Origin of the sequence: Pseudomonas luteola NBRC 103146 (assembly GCF_002091675.1) — a bacterium.
In the GTDB taxonomy this organism is placed as follows: Bacteria; Pseudomonadota; Gammaproteobacteria; order Pseudomonadales; family Pseudomonadaceae; genus Chryseomonas; species Chryseomonas luteola.
Window position 1 is genome coordinate 41,526 of sequence record NZ_BDAE01000010.1, and the last position, 13,739, is coordinate 55,264.

Annotated in this window: 14 protein-coding genes; 6 read left to right on the forward strand and 8 right to left on the reverse strand. The window is 53.7% G+C overall.

What is annotated here, in order from left to right; all coding sequences use genetic code 11:
• Nucleotides 1–48: 48 nt before the first annotated feature.
• From PLU01S_RS12780 to PLU01S_RS12790, 3 genes are all read right to left on the reverse strand, one after another.
• On the reverse strand, nt 49–1,248 hold the full coding sequence (locus PLU01S_RS12780) for a benzoate/H(+) symporter BenE family transporter (RefSeq protein ID WP_074826698.1): 1,200 nt from the start codon (nt 1,246–1,248) through the stop codon (nt 49–51).
• 10 nt (nt 1,249–1,258) lie between these two features.
• Entirely contained in the window at nt 1,259–1,861 is a 603-nt protein-coding gene (locus PLU01S_RS12785; protein WP_037030959.1) for a LysE family translocator, read from the reverse strand.
• A gap of 120 nt (nt 1,862–1,981) precedes the next feature.
• Nucleotides 1,982–2,452 carry a MarR family winged helix-turn-helix transcriptional regulator gene (locus PLU01S_RS12790; protein WP_010798432.1) on the reverse strand — a complete coding sequence of 157 codons (471 nt, stop codon included), beginning with the start codon at nt 2,450–2,452 and terminating at the stop codon, nt 1,982–1,984.
• Nucleotides 2,453–2,532: 80 nt separating this feature from the next.
• Here PLU01S_RS12790 and PLU01S_RS12795 point away from each other — a divergent pair, with 80 nt between their 5' ends.
• Nucleotides 2,533–3,690 carry an aminotransferase-like domain-containing protein gene (locus tag PLU01S_RS12795; RefSeq protein WP_074826696.1) on the forward strand — a complete coding sequence of 386 codons (1,158 nt, stop codon included), beginning with the start codon at nt 2,533–2,535 and terminating at the stop codon, nt 3,688–3,690.
• Nucleotides 3,691–3,705: 15 nt separating this feature from the next.
• Complete coding sequence (locus PLU01S_RS12800) at nt 3,706–4,308, forward strand: glutathione S-transferase family protein (protein WP_074826691.1); 603 nt, start codon at nt 3,706–3,708, stop codon at nt 4,306–4,308.
• 54 nt (nt 4,309–4,362) lie between these two features.
• On the opposite strand, the gene galE is transcribed toward PLU01S_RS12800, so the two are convergent.
• Nucleotides 4,363–5,472 (reverse strand): UDP-glucose 4-epimerase GalE, encoded by a 1,110-nt coding sequence (gene galE / locus PLU01S_RS12805; protein ID WP_010798429.1) that lies wholly within the window; start codon nt 5,470–5,472, stop codon nt 4,363–4,365.
• A gap of 432 nt (nt 5,473–5,904) precedes the next feature.
• Between galE and PLU01S_RS12810 the strand changes: the two genes are divergently transcribed.
• From PLU01S_RS12810 to PLU01S_RS12825, 4 genes are read left to right on the forward strand one after another with little or no spacing between them, the layout of a single operon-like run.
• Nucleotides 5,905–7,095, forward strand: coding sequence for a glycosyltransferase family 1 protein (locus tag PLU01S_RS12810; protein ID WP_074826688.1), 1,191 nt, complete (start codon nt 5,905–5,907; stop codon nt 7,093–7,095).
• Complete coding sequence (glf, locus tag PLU01S_RS12815) at nt 7,083–8,288, forward strand: UDP-galactopyranose mutase (RefSeq protein WP_074826686.1); 1,206 nt, start codon at nt 7,083–7,085, stop codon at nt 8,286–8,288. The genes PLU01S_RS12810 and glf overlap by 13 nt, the downstream gene beginning before the upstream one ends.
• Nucleotides 8,289–8,306: 18 nt before the next feature.
• Nucleotides 8,307–9,443: a family 1 glycosylhydrolase gene (locus tag PLU01S_RS12820; RefSeq protein WP_074826682.1), complete on the forward strand. Its 1,137-nt coding sequence runs from the start codon at nt 8,307–8,309 to the stop codon at nt 9,441–9,443.
• On the forward strand, nt 9,440–11,242 hold the full coding sequence (locus PLU01S_RS12825; protein WP_074826679.1) for an ABC transporter ATP-binding protein: 1,803 nt from the start codon (nt 9,440–9,442) through the stop codon (nt 11,240–11,242). The genes PLU01S_RS12820 and PLU01S_RS12825 overlap by 4 nt, the downstream gene beginning before the upstream one ends.
• Nucleotides 11,243–11,286: 44 nt before the next feature.
• On the opposite strand, the gene folE is transcribed toward PLU01S_RS12825, so the two are convergent.
• The 4 genes from folE to pnuC all read right to left on the reverse strand — a co-directional run bounded on the left by folE (nt 11,287) and on the right by pnuC (nt 13,616).
• Entirely contained in the window at nt 11,287–11,835 is a 549-nt protein-coding gene (gene folE, locus PLU01S_RS12830) for a GTP cyclohydrolase I FolE (protein WP_010798424.1), read from the reverse strand.
• A gap of 92 nt (nt 11,836–11,927) precedes the next feature.
• Nucleotides 11,928–12,485: a Smr/MutS family protein gene (locus PLU01S_RS12835; protein ID WP_010798423.1), complete on the reverse strand. Its 558-nt coding sequence runs from the start codon at nt 12,483–12,485 to the stop codon at nt 11,928–11,930.
• Nucleotides 12,486–12,534: 49 nt separating this feature from the next.
• Entirely contained in the window at nt 12,535–13,059 is a 525-nt protein-coding gene (locus tag PLU01S_RS12840) for an AAA family ATPase (protein WP_074826676.1), read from the reverse strand.
• Nucleotides 13,056–13,616 carry a nicotinamide riboside transporter PnuC gene (gene pnuC, locus PLU01S_RS12845; protein WP_074826673.1) on the reverse strand — a complete coding sequence of 187 codons (561 nt, stop codon included), beginning with the start codon at nt 13,614–13,616 and terminating at the stop codon, nt 13,056–13,058. The genes PLU01S_RS12840 and pnuC overlap by 4 nt, the downstream gene beginning before the upstream one ends.
• Nucleotides 13,617–13,739: the final 123 nt, after the last annotated feature.

Here is a 13,739-nt window from a genome sequence, read left to right on the forward strand (position 1 = left end):
TGTGCTCGAACGGCTCGCCTAGGCGAGCCGTTTTTGTATGGGCTCTACCTATATCGTTGATCCAGCAGCCTTTTTCCAATTCAGGACTAACTGGGTGATCAGGCCTGCGACCACTCCCCAGAAAGCCGACCCAACGCCTAATAATGTCATGCCTGAAGCGGTTACAAGAAAAGTGACAAGAGCGGCTTCGCGTTGTTTGGGGTCGCTCATGGCACTGTTAAGCCCATTCATGATGGACCCAAGCAGTGCAAGTGCGGCGATGGATAGCACTAATTCTTTAGGAAGCGCTGCAAACAGGGCTGCCAGTGTTGCACCAAACGTTCCGGCTATACCGTAAAAGAAGCCGCACCAGAGCGCTGCGGTGTAGCGCTTTTGTGAGTCTTCGTGGGCCTCAGGCCCTGTACAGATGGCTGCGCTGATGGCCGCCAGATTAATTCCGTGGGAGCCGAATGGGGCCAACAGTAACGAGGCTATTCCGGTAACGGATATCAGGGGTGAGGCAGGTGTCTGATAGCCGTCGGTCCGCAACACCGCAATGCCTGGCATGTTTTGAGAAGCCATGGCAACAACAAATAGCGGAATACCAATGCTGATGATGGCGGACATGGAGAAGGACGGTGTGGTCCAGACAGGCACCGCCAGTTGCAAATGAAAGTGCTCGAAATGCAACAGTCCTACGACGGCGGCGATGATCATTCCAATCATCAGGGCAGCCAATACGGCATAACGGGGTGCCTGTCGCTTGGTCAGCAAATACGTCAGGAACATGCCTATTACAAGCAGAGGTTGCTGCTCAGTAGCCGAGCAGATCTCAATGCCGATCCGAAACAGGATGCCCGCCAGCAGCGCGGCGGCCAATGCAGCAGGAACCTTGCGCATCAGACGCTCGAAGCTGCCAGTCATACCGCAGAAGGCCGTGAGGAGGGCGCATAACATGAAAGCGCCGATAGCCTCGCTGTAAGGGACCTGAGGCAAGCTGGTCATCAGCAGGGCAGCACCGGGGGTAGACCACGCGATGACGATAGGAGTCCTGAAGCGCAGCGAGAGCGCGATCGTGGTTATCGCCATCCCGATGGACAGTGCCCAGATCCAGGAGGAAATCTGAGTGCTGTTCAGCCCTGCATTCTGGCCTGCCTGGAACATAAGCACCAGGGAGCTGGTGTAGCCAACCAGCATCGCTACGAAACCGGCAACGATTGAAGAAGGCGATGTGTCGGCAAAAGGGCGCAAGGCGGTGGATACGGTCATGGTACGGTCTTCAATGGGTAGACAGCAGAATCGGATACAGAGAAATAACTAGCAGGGCAGCCATCGTCCAGTTGAACGCACGCAGACGCATCGGGCTATTCAAAAGTGTACGTAATGCCATACCAAACAGCGTCCAAAGGCTAACGCTAGGCAGGTTGATAAGCGCAAACAGCAGCGCTATCAGCAGCAGGTTGCTGTTGAAATCTTGAACGGGCAAATACGTGGTGACGGCGCCTATGGCCATTACCCAGGCTTTTGGATTAACCCATTGAAAGGCAGCTGCCTGAAAAAAACCGAATGGTTTGCCGGAAGCCTGCTTGGGCGTAGGCGGTGCGGCGTTGGCAATTTTCCATGCCAGGTACAACAGGTATGCAGTAGCCACGACCTTCAAGGCCATGTGCAGTGAGGGGTACAGGCTGAACAATTGTCCAAGACCCAATCCCATGGTGATTACCATCACCATATGCCCAAGGCTAATGCCGAACATATGCGGAAGTGTCCGGCGGAAACCATAGTTAACGCCTGACGCGAGCAGCATCATGTTATTGGGACCCGGAGTAGCTGAGGATACGAAGGCGAAAAGTATAAAAGCGGTAAGTAATTCGGCTGTCATGGCTGGACTTCCTTTTTTTCCAGCATAAACAGCCTGTTGGCTGGCGTACCGATACACTCACTTGTAGAAGGAGCCGTACAGTCGATCAGGCTTTGTCTGAATGAAGCCGCTAGTCTGTGCTCAAGTCGACCCGTCTTTCCGGCTCGATTCGCGTTGGCGCTCCTGGCCTGCCAGCGTCTGGTTGATTTTCATCCATCCCTCTACTGCGGCTTCTCCGGCTTCGTCAAAGGCACGCTGTAGCAGCTTGACTTGTTCCCGCCGCAGGAGCTGCTCAAGCTTTGCACCGTGCGATGTCAGCCGCAACTTGCGCTTGCGCTTGTCTTCCGCGTCTGACTCCACCACAAGCATATCCTTTTCAATTAGCTGGCGAACGGGCGGATTAGCTGCCTGCTTGGTAACCCCCAAAGCCTCCAGCAACTCTTTGTGGCTGATTCCTGGCGAGCCAGCCACGAAAAAGAGAATACGCTGGTGTACGCGGCTAAACCCGCGGCGCGAAAGCATTTCGTCGGCCTTGGCGGTAAATGCCTGGTAGCCGAAGAAGAATGACTGCATCGCCTGGCGTTGGGCTACGGTATTTTTTAGGTCAAGCATATTGACGCTTCTATCCGGTTCAGCGTAGTTTCGGTCAAGCAGTTTGACTTATTCTCCGGCCGCTGACTACTGGTGCTTCCATGGCTTTCTCCGAACGCGTTACCCGTCTAAAAAGCAGTCTTATCCGCGAAATTCTGGCAGCGGCACAGCGTCCGGAAGTGATGTCCTTTGCAGGTGGTCTGCCTGCGCAGGAGATGTTGCCTCGCGTGGAATGGGATGCTCTGCCGGTGAATCTGGGGCAGTATGGAACGAGCGAAGGAGAGCCGGAGCTGCGCGAAGCGATCGCTGCCCAGGCCAGAGCCTTGGGCGTTGAGTGTGATGCCAGTCAAGTACTGGTTACGGCTGGTTCGCAACAGGCATTGGATCTGGCTGCAAAACTCTACATCGACCAAGATACTCAGGTGCTGTTAGAAGGCCCCAGCTATCTGGCTGCGCTGCAGAGCTTTCAATTTTTCGGTGCCGATTGCCTGACAGTACCACTGACGGCGGAAGGCATGGATATTGAAGCGCTGCGCCAGTGCCTCGAGACCAACAAGCCAGCCTTTGCCTATCTGATTCCTACTTTCCAGAACCCGTCCGGTGTACGTTACACCGAAGCCTGCCGTGATCAGGTGGCAGCCTTGATGGATGAGTTCAGCGTCACGCTGATCGAAGATGAGCCATATCGCGAGCTGATCTTTGATGATGCACCGGCTACGCCTATCGTAAGCCGCTTGAAGAGAACCAGCTGGATCTATACCGGTACGGTCTCCAAGACGTTACTGCCTGGTTTGCGCGTGGGGTATCTGATTGCCTCTCCTGATCTGTATCCTTATTTGTTGCGCCTCAAGCAGGCCGCTGATCTGCATACGAACCGTATCGGGCAGTGGCAGGCCTTACAGTGGGTCGGAACGCCACGCTATCAAGCCCATATTCAGGAGCTGCGCAATTTCTATCGTGCTCGTCGCGATGCCTACCAGGCTGCGCTGGTTCGCCACTTTGGTGAGCTTGCAGACTGGAATCAGCCTCAGGGGGGGCTATTTTTCTGGCTAACACTGCGCCAGCCAATCGACACACGCTTGCTGTTGGAGCCCGCTTTGGCTCAGGATGTGGCCTTCATGCCTGGGGAGCCTTTCTTCAGTGACCCGGAGGGCAACCTTGGTCGCTTGCGCCTGAATTTCAGCCATGTGGCACCTGAGCGTGTTGATGAAGGGCTGAGCCGTTTGGCCAGTGTCATAAAGGCCGCCCAGGCCTTGTAATGAAAGGAGATCATTATGTACCGGATTTATGGAGACCAGCGTTCCGGCAACTGCTACAAGGTCAAGCTGATGATGGCCTTGCGCGGATTTGCCTATGAATGGGTTGATGTAGATATCTTAAAGGGCGAGACACGCTCTCCAGCGTTTCTTGAAAAAAACCCCAATGGCAAGATTCCTGTGCTTGAACTGGATGATGGCTCCTACCTATGGGAGTCCAATGCCATTCTGAACTACCTGGCAGAAGGCAGCACATTCCTGCCCCAGGAGCCGCGTTTGCGGACTCATGTACTGCAATGGCAATTCTTCGAGCAGTACAGTCATGAGCCCTACGTAGCAGTGGCGCGGTTTATTCAGTTTTACCTTGACATGCCTGAAGAGCGGCGTGCCGAACATGCAAGTTGCCTTAAGGAAGGCTATAAGGCATTGGATGTTATGGAGCAGCAACTCTCCCGGACACCGTATCTGGTAGGCGATACGTACTCCATTGCCGATATTGCGCTTTACGCCTATACGCACGTAGCGGCAGAGGGTGGATTCGACTTGTCTCGGTACCCTGCCATCAATGCCTGGCTGCAGCGTATTGCAAGCCATCCGCAGCATGTGGGCATGTATGACTGATTGACAAGAATGAAAAAGGCCGCTGTTTTACAGCGGCCTTTTTATAGCTGAGAATCAAGCCGAGGCGTTGGCAGACGTGTTTATCCGGCTTCCGGTAGTGCCTGTAATAGGCTTTGCTGGAATCTGTTTGATGGACTTCTTCACTGTCTCTGCAACACGATAACCATTTGGATTCTGCGATTGCCAGCGCCAAGCATCGGCAATCATCTGCGTCAGGCTGCGTTCTGCTCTCCAACCCAGTTCCTGTTCGGCTTTGTGAGGATCGGCCCAGCACTCCGCAACATCCCCCTCGCGGCGAGGCGCCAAGCGATAGGGCAGCTGCATCTGTGCAACCTCTTCAAACACCCTGACTAACTCCAGTACCGAATAGCCGCGCCCGGTTCCGAGGTTCCAGACGTGCGCTCCCTTGACGCTTTGCAGCTTGCGCAGGGCGGAAAGATGTCCTTTGGCCAGATCGACCACATGGATGTAATCACGTATCCCGGTACCGTCTGGAGTAGGGTAATCCGAGCCATAAATGCTCAAGCGCTCCAAACGGCCAATGGCTACCTGCGTGATGTATGGCAGAAGGTTATTGGGAATGCCACTTGGGTCTTCACCAATCATGCCGGATTCGTGTGCACCTATGGGATTGAAATAGCGCAACAGGGCAATGGACCAGCGAGGATCTGCAGCAGCCAGATCGCGCAGCAGGTTTTCAACCATGAGCTTGGATTGCCCGTACGGATTGGTTGGTATACCGGTAGGTGCCTGCTCGCTGATAGGAACCGTGTCAGGCATGCCGTAAACGGTTGCTGATGAACTGAATACCAGCTTGAAGACACCCGCGTCAGCCATTGCCTGGCAAAGCGTCAGGCTGCCACCCACATTATTGTCGTAATAGCTCAACGGGTGTCTGACGCTTTCGCCTACTGCTTTGAGCCCGGCAAAGTGCAGGACAGCCTCGATTGGATATTGTGCAAACAGAGCATCCAACTGCGCGCGTCGGCGTATATCACCTTTGACGAAATGCACGCTGCGGCCAGCTAGCTGCTCGACCCGTTGTAATGCTACACGTGAACTGTTGCACAGGTTATCCAACACGAGAACGTCTTGCCCTGACAGTAACAGCTCCAAAACAGCATGCGACCCTATATAACCCGCGCCCCCAGTCACAAGAATCATCGTCACGCTCCATTGATCTAGTCGTAATACAAAGCACGCCGACACAGCGAAGCGCTGAACGAGGTTCAGCGGCCTATTCGAAGCGGCAAACAAGACAGGCCATGCACAAAGAATATGCATGTATAAAGCCAGACCCGGTGATATGACGACTAGTTCCTACAGGAATGAGGTAAGTGTAAAAAAACATGTATCGACGAAAGGGTTGGAACTGGGTTTGCTCAGAACCAGTCTCACCGCCCAGTGACTCTATTGATATTCGATGATGTTCGAATGCAAGGTGTTCTGATTTTTGCCGGTTTTGGCGTATTGAGTAGCCGGCGGGTTTAGCTCTTAAATGGAAAGAATCGGATCTTTCCAACGGGAAAAGGCATAGAACTCGATTCGTGTTGTACGAGTTCCTGACTTGGTCATACACGAGTTAAGGAGTAATCGATGAGCTGGGCTGGACCCTTTCAATATGAGATTGGCAAGTCAAAGCCGTCATCCAGAACGGAAATGGGCTTTGATGCATCAGGCAGGGAAAACCTTCCTACCCTGATCTGTCTTTCCCATCTGCGCTGGAATTTCGTCTACCAACGGCCTCAGCACTTGATGTCCCGCTTTGCGCGCGACTACAACGTACTGTTCTTTGAAGAGCCGATGCCATCGGATGAACCCAATCCCTGGCTTGAAGAAATCGAAGCTGATCTAGGCGTTACGCGTCTGGTACCCAGACTGCCTGCTGACGTACAGGGCGAGGCGGCTGAGGCAGTATTGAAGCGTCTGCTGGACAGATACGTCGAAGAGTCCGGAATCGAGGAGGCGGTTCTCTGGTATTACACTCCCATGAGTTGGCCCTTCAGCCATCACCTCAAATCCACGCTTACCGTGTATGACTGCATGGATGAGCTTTCTGCTTTCCGAGGCGCGCCGCCGGAAATGCTAGAGCGTGAACGACTTCTGTTGGAAAAGGCCGATGTGGTGTTTACGGGTGGTTATAGCCTGTATGAGGCCAAGCGCGAGCGCCACCCTAATGCCCATCCTTTCCCGAGCAGTGTAGATATCGCTCATTTCGCTCAAGCCCGCGCCGAGCAGCTTGATCCTGATGACCAGAACAGTATTCCGCATCCGCGTCTTGGGTTTTATGGCGTGATTGACGAGCGTCTGGATATCGATTTGCTGGCCGAGGTCGCGCGTCAACGGCCTGATTGGCACATTGTGCTGATTGGTCCGGTTGTCAAGATAGATCCCAATAGTTTGCCTAAGCTCGACAATATTCATCTCTTGGGCGGCAAGGTATATGACGAGCTGCCCCATTATCTTGCGGGCTGGGACGTCGCGATCATGCCTTTTGCCTTAAACGAGTCAACACGTTTCATCAGCCCTACCAAGACGCCCGAGTACTTGGCAGGCGGTAAGCCTGTCGTATCGACACCCATTACCGATGTGGTACGCACCTATGGTGAGTCGGGTATCGTCCGTATTGCAGATAGCGCTGAAACATTCATTCGTGCCGTAGAGGCTTCGCTGGTAGATGCCCAGGATCGGGAAGGGCTTTTGAAACAGGCCGATTCTATCCTGGGTGAAATGTCATGGGATGCCACTTGGCAGGGCATGACGGAGCAAATGAAATGCGCACGATAAACGAGGGGGAAGCCATGTCTGCAGGTGCAGCGAGTTCAAAAGAATCCCAGAGACGTGGGTTCGACTATCTGATCGTAGGCGCCGGATTTGCCGGGAGCGTACTGGCTGAGCGTCTGGCCGTAGGGCTCAATAAGCGTGTCCTGATTGTAGACCGCCGGCCCCATATTGCGGGCAACGCCTATGATCACTATGACGAGGCAGGGGTTCTGATTCATCGCTACGGCCCGCATATTTTTCATACCAACTCGCAGCGGATCGTGGACTATCTTTCCCGTTTTACCGAGTGGCGTACCTACGAGCACAAGGTGCTCGCTTATGTGGACGATCAACTGGTACCGATCCCGATCAACCGTACCACGGTGAATGCGCTGTATGGTCTTGACCTGAAAACAGACGAGGAGGCCGAGAGCTTCCTGAAAGGTCGGGCTGAACCGGTAGAGCCTATCCGGACATCTGAGGATGTTGTCATCAATCAGGTAGGCCGTGAGCTTTACGAGAAATTCTTCCGTGGCTACACCCGCAAGCAATGGGGGCTTGATCCTTCACAGCTGGATAAATCAGTCACTTCGCGCGTTCCTACCCGTACCAATACGGATGATCGCTATTTCGGCGATACCTTCCAGATCATGCCATTGCATGGCTTCACCCGTATGTTTGAGAAGATGCTGAATCATCCCAACATCAAGGTCATGCTTAACACCGATTACCGCGAGATCCGTAACGAAGTCCAGTTCGATCAGCTGATCTATACCGGTCCTGTCGATGAATATTTTGATTATTGCTACGGCAAGCTGCCGTACCGCTCGCTAAAGTTTCATCACGAAACGGTCAATTCGGCGCAGTTCCAACCTGTGGCAGTCGTCAATTATCCCTCTGAAGATGTTCCATACACCCGTATCAGTGAATACAAGCACCTGACCGGCCAAGAGCATTTGAAAACCAGCGTGACCTATGAATATCCGTCGGCGGAGGGCGACCCGTATTATCCAATCCCTCGCCCGGAAAATGCCGAGCTCTACAAGCGATATCAGGAGTTGGCTAACTCGACGCCTAACGTGACATTCCTGGGCCGCTTGGGTACGTACAAGTACTACAACATGGACCAGGTCGTTGGACAGGCATTGACAGCCTACAAGCGTATCGCGGAATCGGAAGGTGTGGTTGAGGACACTGCTGAAGTCTCGGCAGTATAAAGACCGGAGCACATTACGATGCATGTACCTGGGACTTTTAACAGTTTTTTCCTGGGTGGGTTCGAGTGCTCAACTCACCGCCGTTTCGATAACCGTCGCCTGGATTTGATCCAGGCGACGGGGCATGATCGCTTTGCGAAAGCCGACTTTGCGCGCTTGCGTACCCATCGCATTCAGGCTGCTCGTGATGGTGTGCGCTGGCATCTAATTGAGACGCGGCCAGGTTTTTTTGACTGGTCGAGCCTGCTTCCCCAAGTCAAAGCCGCCCGGGAAGAGGGTGTCCAGATTGTGTGGGACCTGTGCCACTATGGGTGGCCTGACGACATCGATATTTGGTATCCCGGCTTTGTGGAACGCTTTGAGCGATTCACAAAGGCTGTTGCCACGTTTATGCGTGACGAAGGCATAGAAGTACCCTTTTATTGTCCAGTCAATGAAATATCCTTTTGGGCATGGGGTGGTGGTGATACGGGGCAGTTCAACCCCAAGGGTGTCAAGCGGGGAGCTGAACTCAAGCATCAGTTGATCCGAGCCTCGATTGCTGCCATCGAAGCCATTCGTGGTGTTGCGCCCAAGGCTCGGTTCGTCCAGGCGGACCCACTCATCAATGTGATTCCTGCCTCTGGTAGAGCAGCAGACCGCGAGGCGGCCGAAGCCTACCGGCAGTCTCAGTTCGAAGCCTGGGACATGTTGTGTGGAAAAGCTTGGCCGGGGCTCGGTGGGAAGGCTGAATATCTTGATATCGTTGGGCTCAACTTCTATTCCGACAATCAATGGTTTAACGGCGGTAAAACCGTTTTTCGGGATGATCCACTGTATCGTCCCTTGCGTGGAATGTTGGCTGAGGTCTATGCCCGCTACCAGCGGCCGCTCATGATTGCAGAGACAGGAGCGGAAGGTGAGGCGAGGCCTTCATGGCTGGCATACGTATGTGAAGAAGTTCGTAACGCCATGGCTCAGGATATCCCTGTCGAAGGCATTTGCCTGTATCCCATCTTGGACTATCCGGGATGGAACGATGAGCGCCTATGTGAAGTCGGTTTATATGGTTATGCTGATCCTCAGGGTCATCGAGCCATTTATTCTCCGTTGGCAGAAGAGCTGGAGCGTCAACAGGCTCAGTTCGCTGCGATGGCTGAAGGGCAGGCTTCATGAGCAACACTTCCAACTCTCCAGGGAGGCGACCGTTCCCCTCTCGTCCGATCGCGTTTCTATGGCGCTATGTCTGTCGGCGCCGTTTGGCGTTTGGAGGGTTGTTTTTCCTAATGGTTGGCGGCGCCACCTGCGCCGTTGCCGTTCAGTACGCCATGAAGCTTCTTGTGGATGCTATGGCCAGTGACAACCGAATGGAAGCTAATGTCTGGCTCCCCTTTGGTTTTTTCATCGGACTTATTGCTCTTGAAAACATCCTGTGGCGAGGAGGTGGGTGGCTTGGCTGTCGGACTATTGTCAAGACAGGCGTAGATCTGCGAATCGATCTGTTCGAGTATCTGACCGGCCACCCAATGCGTTACTTCAAGGAGCATTTCTCTGGCGCATTGGGCAATCGAATCAATCAGACCAGCACAGCCGTCGCGAATATTTTTTCTGCGCTGACGTGGCGTATCGTCCCGCCCTGTACCGATTTCCTGGGGGCGGTAGTCGTTATGCTGTCCATCCGTTGGGAAATGGCGCTGGCGTTGATAGGCTTTGTGCTGCTGGTTGGCTGCATCATTACGGGTTTTGGCATCCGTGGCCGCCATAAGCATCAGGCCTTTGCCGAGCAAGCGTCGCGTGTAGGCGGAGAGGTTGTGGACATGGTTTCCAATGTCTGGACTATCAAGGCTTTTTCGGCTCAGGCTCGAGAGCGTGATCGCTTGGCGCGGGAACTGGGTGTTGAGGCACGTGCTCAGCGTCGTAGCTGGATGTACGTGGAGAAAGCGCGAGTTCTACACGATATATGCCTGACCTTGATGGCTGGCTCTATGCTGCTCTGGGCTATTTACCTTTGGCGACAAGGTACTGTTACGCCTGGTGACGTCGTCGTGGTGAGTGCACTGACCTTCCGTATTCTGCATGGCTCCAGAGACTTGGCGCTGGCACTGGTCGATGCCGCGCAGCAGTTTGGAACGGTAGCCGATACGCTCAAGGTGATTGCCCAGCCCCATGGCATTCAGGACACAGAAAATGCTGCTACTCTCAATGCCAAGTCAGGCTCCATCACGTTTGAGCATGTTTCATTCAGCTATCCTGACGGATCCAAAGTCATTGATGACCTGTCCTTGCACATTCCCTCAGGCCAAAAGGTTGGCCTAGTGGGCACCTCCGGGGCAGGCAAGTCTACGCTGATTAACCTTCTTCAACGTCTGGATGAAGTGAGTAGCGGTCGAATTCTTATCGATGGTCAGCCTATTCATGAAGTCAGCCAAGACAGCTTGCGCGCAGCCATCGCAGTGGTGCCGCAGGAGATCGCTCTCTTCAATCGTTCCATCCGTGAAAATATCCGTTATGGAAAACCTGATGCTACGGATGAAGAGGTCTATAAAGCAGCTTGCCACGCCTATTGCGATCATTTCATACGCCAGCTACCGGAAGGGTACAACACACTGGTAGGCGAACGAGGGGCTCGCTTGTCAGGAGGGCAGCGTCAGCGCTTGGGCATTGCGCGGGCGTTTTTGACGGGCTCCCCCATCCTGATTCTGGATGAGGCGACCTCTGCGCTGGATACGCATTCGGAAAAGGAAATTCAGATGGCGCTGACGGACCTAGTTCGTGGACGTACCGTTCTGGCAGTAGCCCATAGGTTGTCTACAGTCGCATCGTTCGATCGGGTCATCGTAATGGACAAAGGGCGTATTGTTGAAGATGGCCCACCGGCTGTTCTGCAGCGAAGTGGAGGACTGTTCGAGTCGTTATGGACTATCCAGGCCAAGGGGCTTGATGACGTACAGGCCCAACACCGCAATGCAGGTTAAATAAAAAACCGGCCATTCAGGCCGGTTTTTCACGAGCATCAGACTTATCGGTTAATAAGGCCCATGAACTCGGCGCGTGTTGCATCGTTGCTACGGAACTGACCAAGCATGACGGAAGTAACCATCGATGAGTTTTGCTTCTCGACGCCGCGCATCATCATGCACATATGTTGAGCTTCGATGACTACCGCTACACCCGCCGCGTTGGTGACTTTCTGAATCGCCTCGGCAATTTCACGGGTCATGTTTTCCTGAATCTGCAGGCGGCGCGCGTACATATCAACGATGCGGGCAACTTTGGACAAGCCCAGCACCTTGCCGCTTGGCATATAGGCTACGTGAGCTTTGCCGATAAAGGGCAGCATATGGTGCTCGCACAGCGAATACAGCTCGATGTTTTTGACCAGTACCATCTCGCTATTGTCTGAAGTGAACAGCGCATCTCCAACCACTTCTTCCAACGTCTGGTTGTAGCCTTTGCACAGGTACTGCATGGCTTTGGCGGCACGTTTGGGCGTATCCAGCAAGCCTTCCCGGGAAACATCCTCGCCTAACTGAGAAAGAATGGCGGAGTAGTGTTGTTCCAATGACATGGTAATTCCTATGGATATTGACACCGCAGCGATGCGGGATGAGGAGAGTAGGGGCTGCGGCGATTAAAATCAATTCTGACTGGAAAGCTAGGTTATTCGTCCCGACCTTCCAGCATGGTTCGTTTAAGCAGTACATAGACGGCGCCAGTACCGCCATGGCGCGGTTGGCAAGACACAAAGCCCAGCACCTGAGAATGTTGACGCAACCAAGTGTTGACATGACTCTTGATGAGCGGACGTCGTCCATCAAGGCGCGCTGCCTTCCCGTGAGTAATGCGAACGCAGCGAACTTCGAATTTCGTTGCCTCAGCGATAAAGTCCCACAATGTCGCGCGCGCTTTCTCTACCGTCATGCCATGCAAATCCAGGCTGCCGTCAAACGGAATCTGCCCGGCCTTGAGCTTACGAATCTGGCTATCCTGAACACCATCACGTGCCCAGTAAAGCTCGTCTTCAGCCCCCACGTCGATGATGAACTGATCAGACAACCCATCAACCTTGATAGCTGCCGTTGACTGTATGGCGGCTTCACGACGCTTGACGACCTGCTGACGATCCGTGCGCGGTTTACCGGTGTCTGCATGGTCATCTACCAAGCGTCGAACGCCTCGCATTTCACTGGCGAATGATGAGAAATCGTCGTCTGGCATAGGGCCTCCAAATGATTTCATCATTTTACTGGATAGACATGCAGGTACGCTAACCTTCCAGCAACTCAGTGACATATTGCAAGGCCAGGCGTTGTCTATTCGCCCAGTTGCCTCCGATGCACCGATAGGTTTGCTTATGGTTATCCAGCCACGTTTTACAAGCCTCATAAAAGGCCAGGCGGTCTCGCATGTCAGGCTGGCAGCGTTGTCCGTCGTTGCTCCAGGGTACTTCCCGCGGGTCCAGCAGCAGATGAAGATCGTAGTGGCGCGCAAGCAATGCAGCTTCCAGCCAGTCCGGGCAATCATCGAATAGAAAGCGGCTCCACAAGATGTTGCTTAAAAGATGAGTATCTAGGATCAGAAGAGCGGGGCGCTGCTGGCGTGCTGCGTCTTCATGTTCAAGCTGACGACGCGCGATAGGGGTGATGTCTTCGTAGGTAGTATCGCGCCCTAGCGTAGCAAAGTATTCCCGCACATATTCGCCTACCAGCATTCCGTCCAGATTGTCTTTGAGCGTTTGAGCCAACCATGACTTGCCAGTGGATTCAGGGCCTGTCAGTACGATCACCTTCATACGGTTGCTACCTCACGTCGCCATACAAACCAGCCGCGCGCGGCCAAACCAACAAACAGTACATAGAGCAGGGCGGTCAGGTAGAGGGCCTTGTAGATAAAGAGCGCAACGTAGATTACATCGATTACGAACCAAAGCACCCAACATTCGACCCGCTTCTGTGCCATCCAGAGCTGAGCAACCAGGCTAAAGCTGGTCAGCCCCGCATCCAGCCAGGGCTGGCTTGCGTCGGTATGGGTGCTCATTAAATAACCTAAGGCAATTGTCCCGAGAGCACCTACCAGCAGATTACCCAGCAGAGCTGCATTTGAAAGACGAGTGACGTGTCGTCCTTGATGATCTTGTCCGCCCTTGACCCACTGCCACCAGCCATAGAGCTGCAGAACGGCATAAACGCCCTGAAGCAGCATATCTGAGTACAGTTTGACATCATAAAAGACCCAGGCATACATCACGACCATGACTAATCCGACCGGCCAGGCCCAAACATTTTGCCGAACCGTGAGCCAGACCGCGATAACGCCTAAAACGGCTGCAACTATTTCAAAAGAAGACACCCTAAGCACCCTGGGAAAATATGTCGGACAGGGACCGTATCTTACCTTCAGTTGTATCGCTCCGTTTTATTGAACGTATGCCAACGAAAAGTAAGGCCTCTGGTATTGTTCACGGCGTTCCGG

Coding starts and splice junctions, on each gene's coding strand:
- PLU01S_RS12795 (WP_074826696.1), top strand. CDS start 2,533: ATGGCTTTCTCCGAACGCGTTACCCGTCTAAAAAGCAGTCTTATCCGC.
- PLU01S_RS12780 (WP_074826698.1), bottom strand. CDS start 1,248: ATGACCGTATCCACCGCCTTGCGCCCTTTTGCCGACACATCGCCTTCT.
- galE (WP_010798429.1), bottom strand. CDS start 5,472: ATGATTCTTGTGACTGGGGGCGCGGGTTATATAGGGTCGCATGCTGTT.
- PLU01S_RS12790 (WP_010798432.1), bottom strand. CDS start 2,452: ATGCTTGACCTAAAAAATACCGTAGCCCAACGCCAGGCGATGCAGTCA.
- PLU01S_RS12840 (WP_074826676.1), bottom strand. CDS start 13,059: ATGAAGGTGATCGTACTGACAGGCCCTGAATCCACTGGCAAGTCATGG.
- PLU01S_RS12810 (WP_074826688.1), top strand. CDS start 5,905: ATGAGCTGGGCTGGACCCTTTCAATATGAGATTGGCAAGTCAAAGCCG.
- PLU01S_RS12785 (WP_037030959.1), bottom strand. CDS start 1,861: ATGACAGCCGAATTACTTACCGCTTTTATACTTTTCGCCTTCGTATCC.
- folE (WP_010798424.1), bottom strand. CDS start 11,835: ATGTCATTGGAACAACACTACTCCGCCATTCTTTCTCAGTTAGGCGAG.
- glf (WP_074826686.1), top strand. CDS start 7,083: ATGCGCACGATAAACGAGGGGGAAGCCATGTCTGCAGGTGCAGCGAGT.
- PLU01S_RS12800 (WP_074826691.1), top strand. CDS start 3,706: ATGTACCGGATTTATGGAGACCAGCGTTCCGGCAACTGCTACAAGGTC.
- PLU01S_RS12820 (WP_074826682.1), top strand. CDS start 8,307: ATGCATGTACCTGGGACTTTTAACAGTTTTTTCCTGGGTGGGTTCGAG.
- PLU01S_RS12835 (WP_010798423.1), bottom strand. CDS start 12,485: ATGCCAGACGACGATTTCTCATCATTCGCCAGTGAAATGCGAGGCGTT.
- PLU01S_RS12825 (WP_074826679.1), top strand. CDS start 9,440: ATGAGCAACACTTCCAACTCTCCAGGGAGGCGACCGTTCCCCTCTCGT.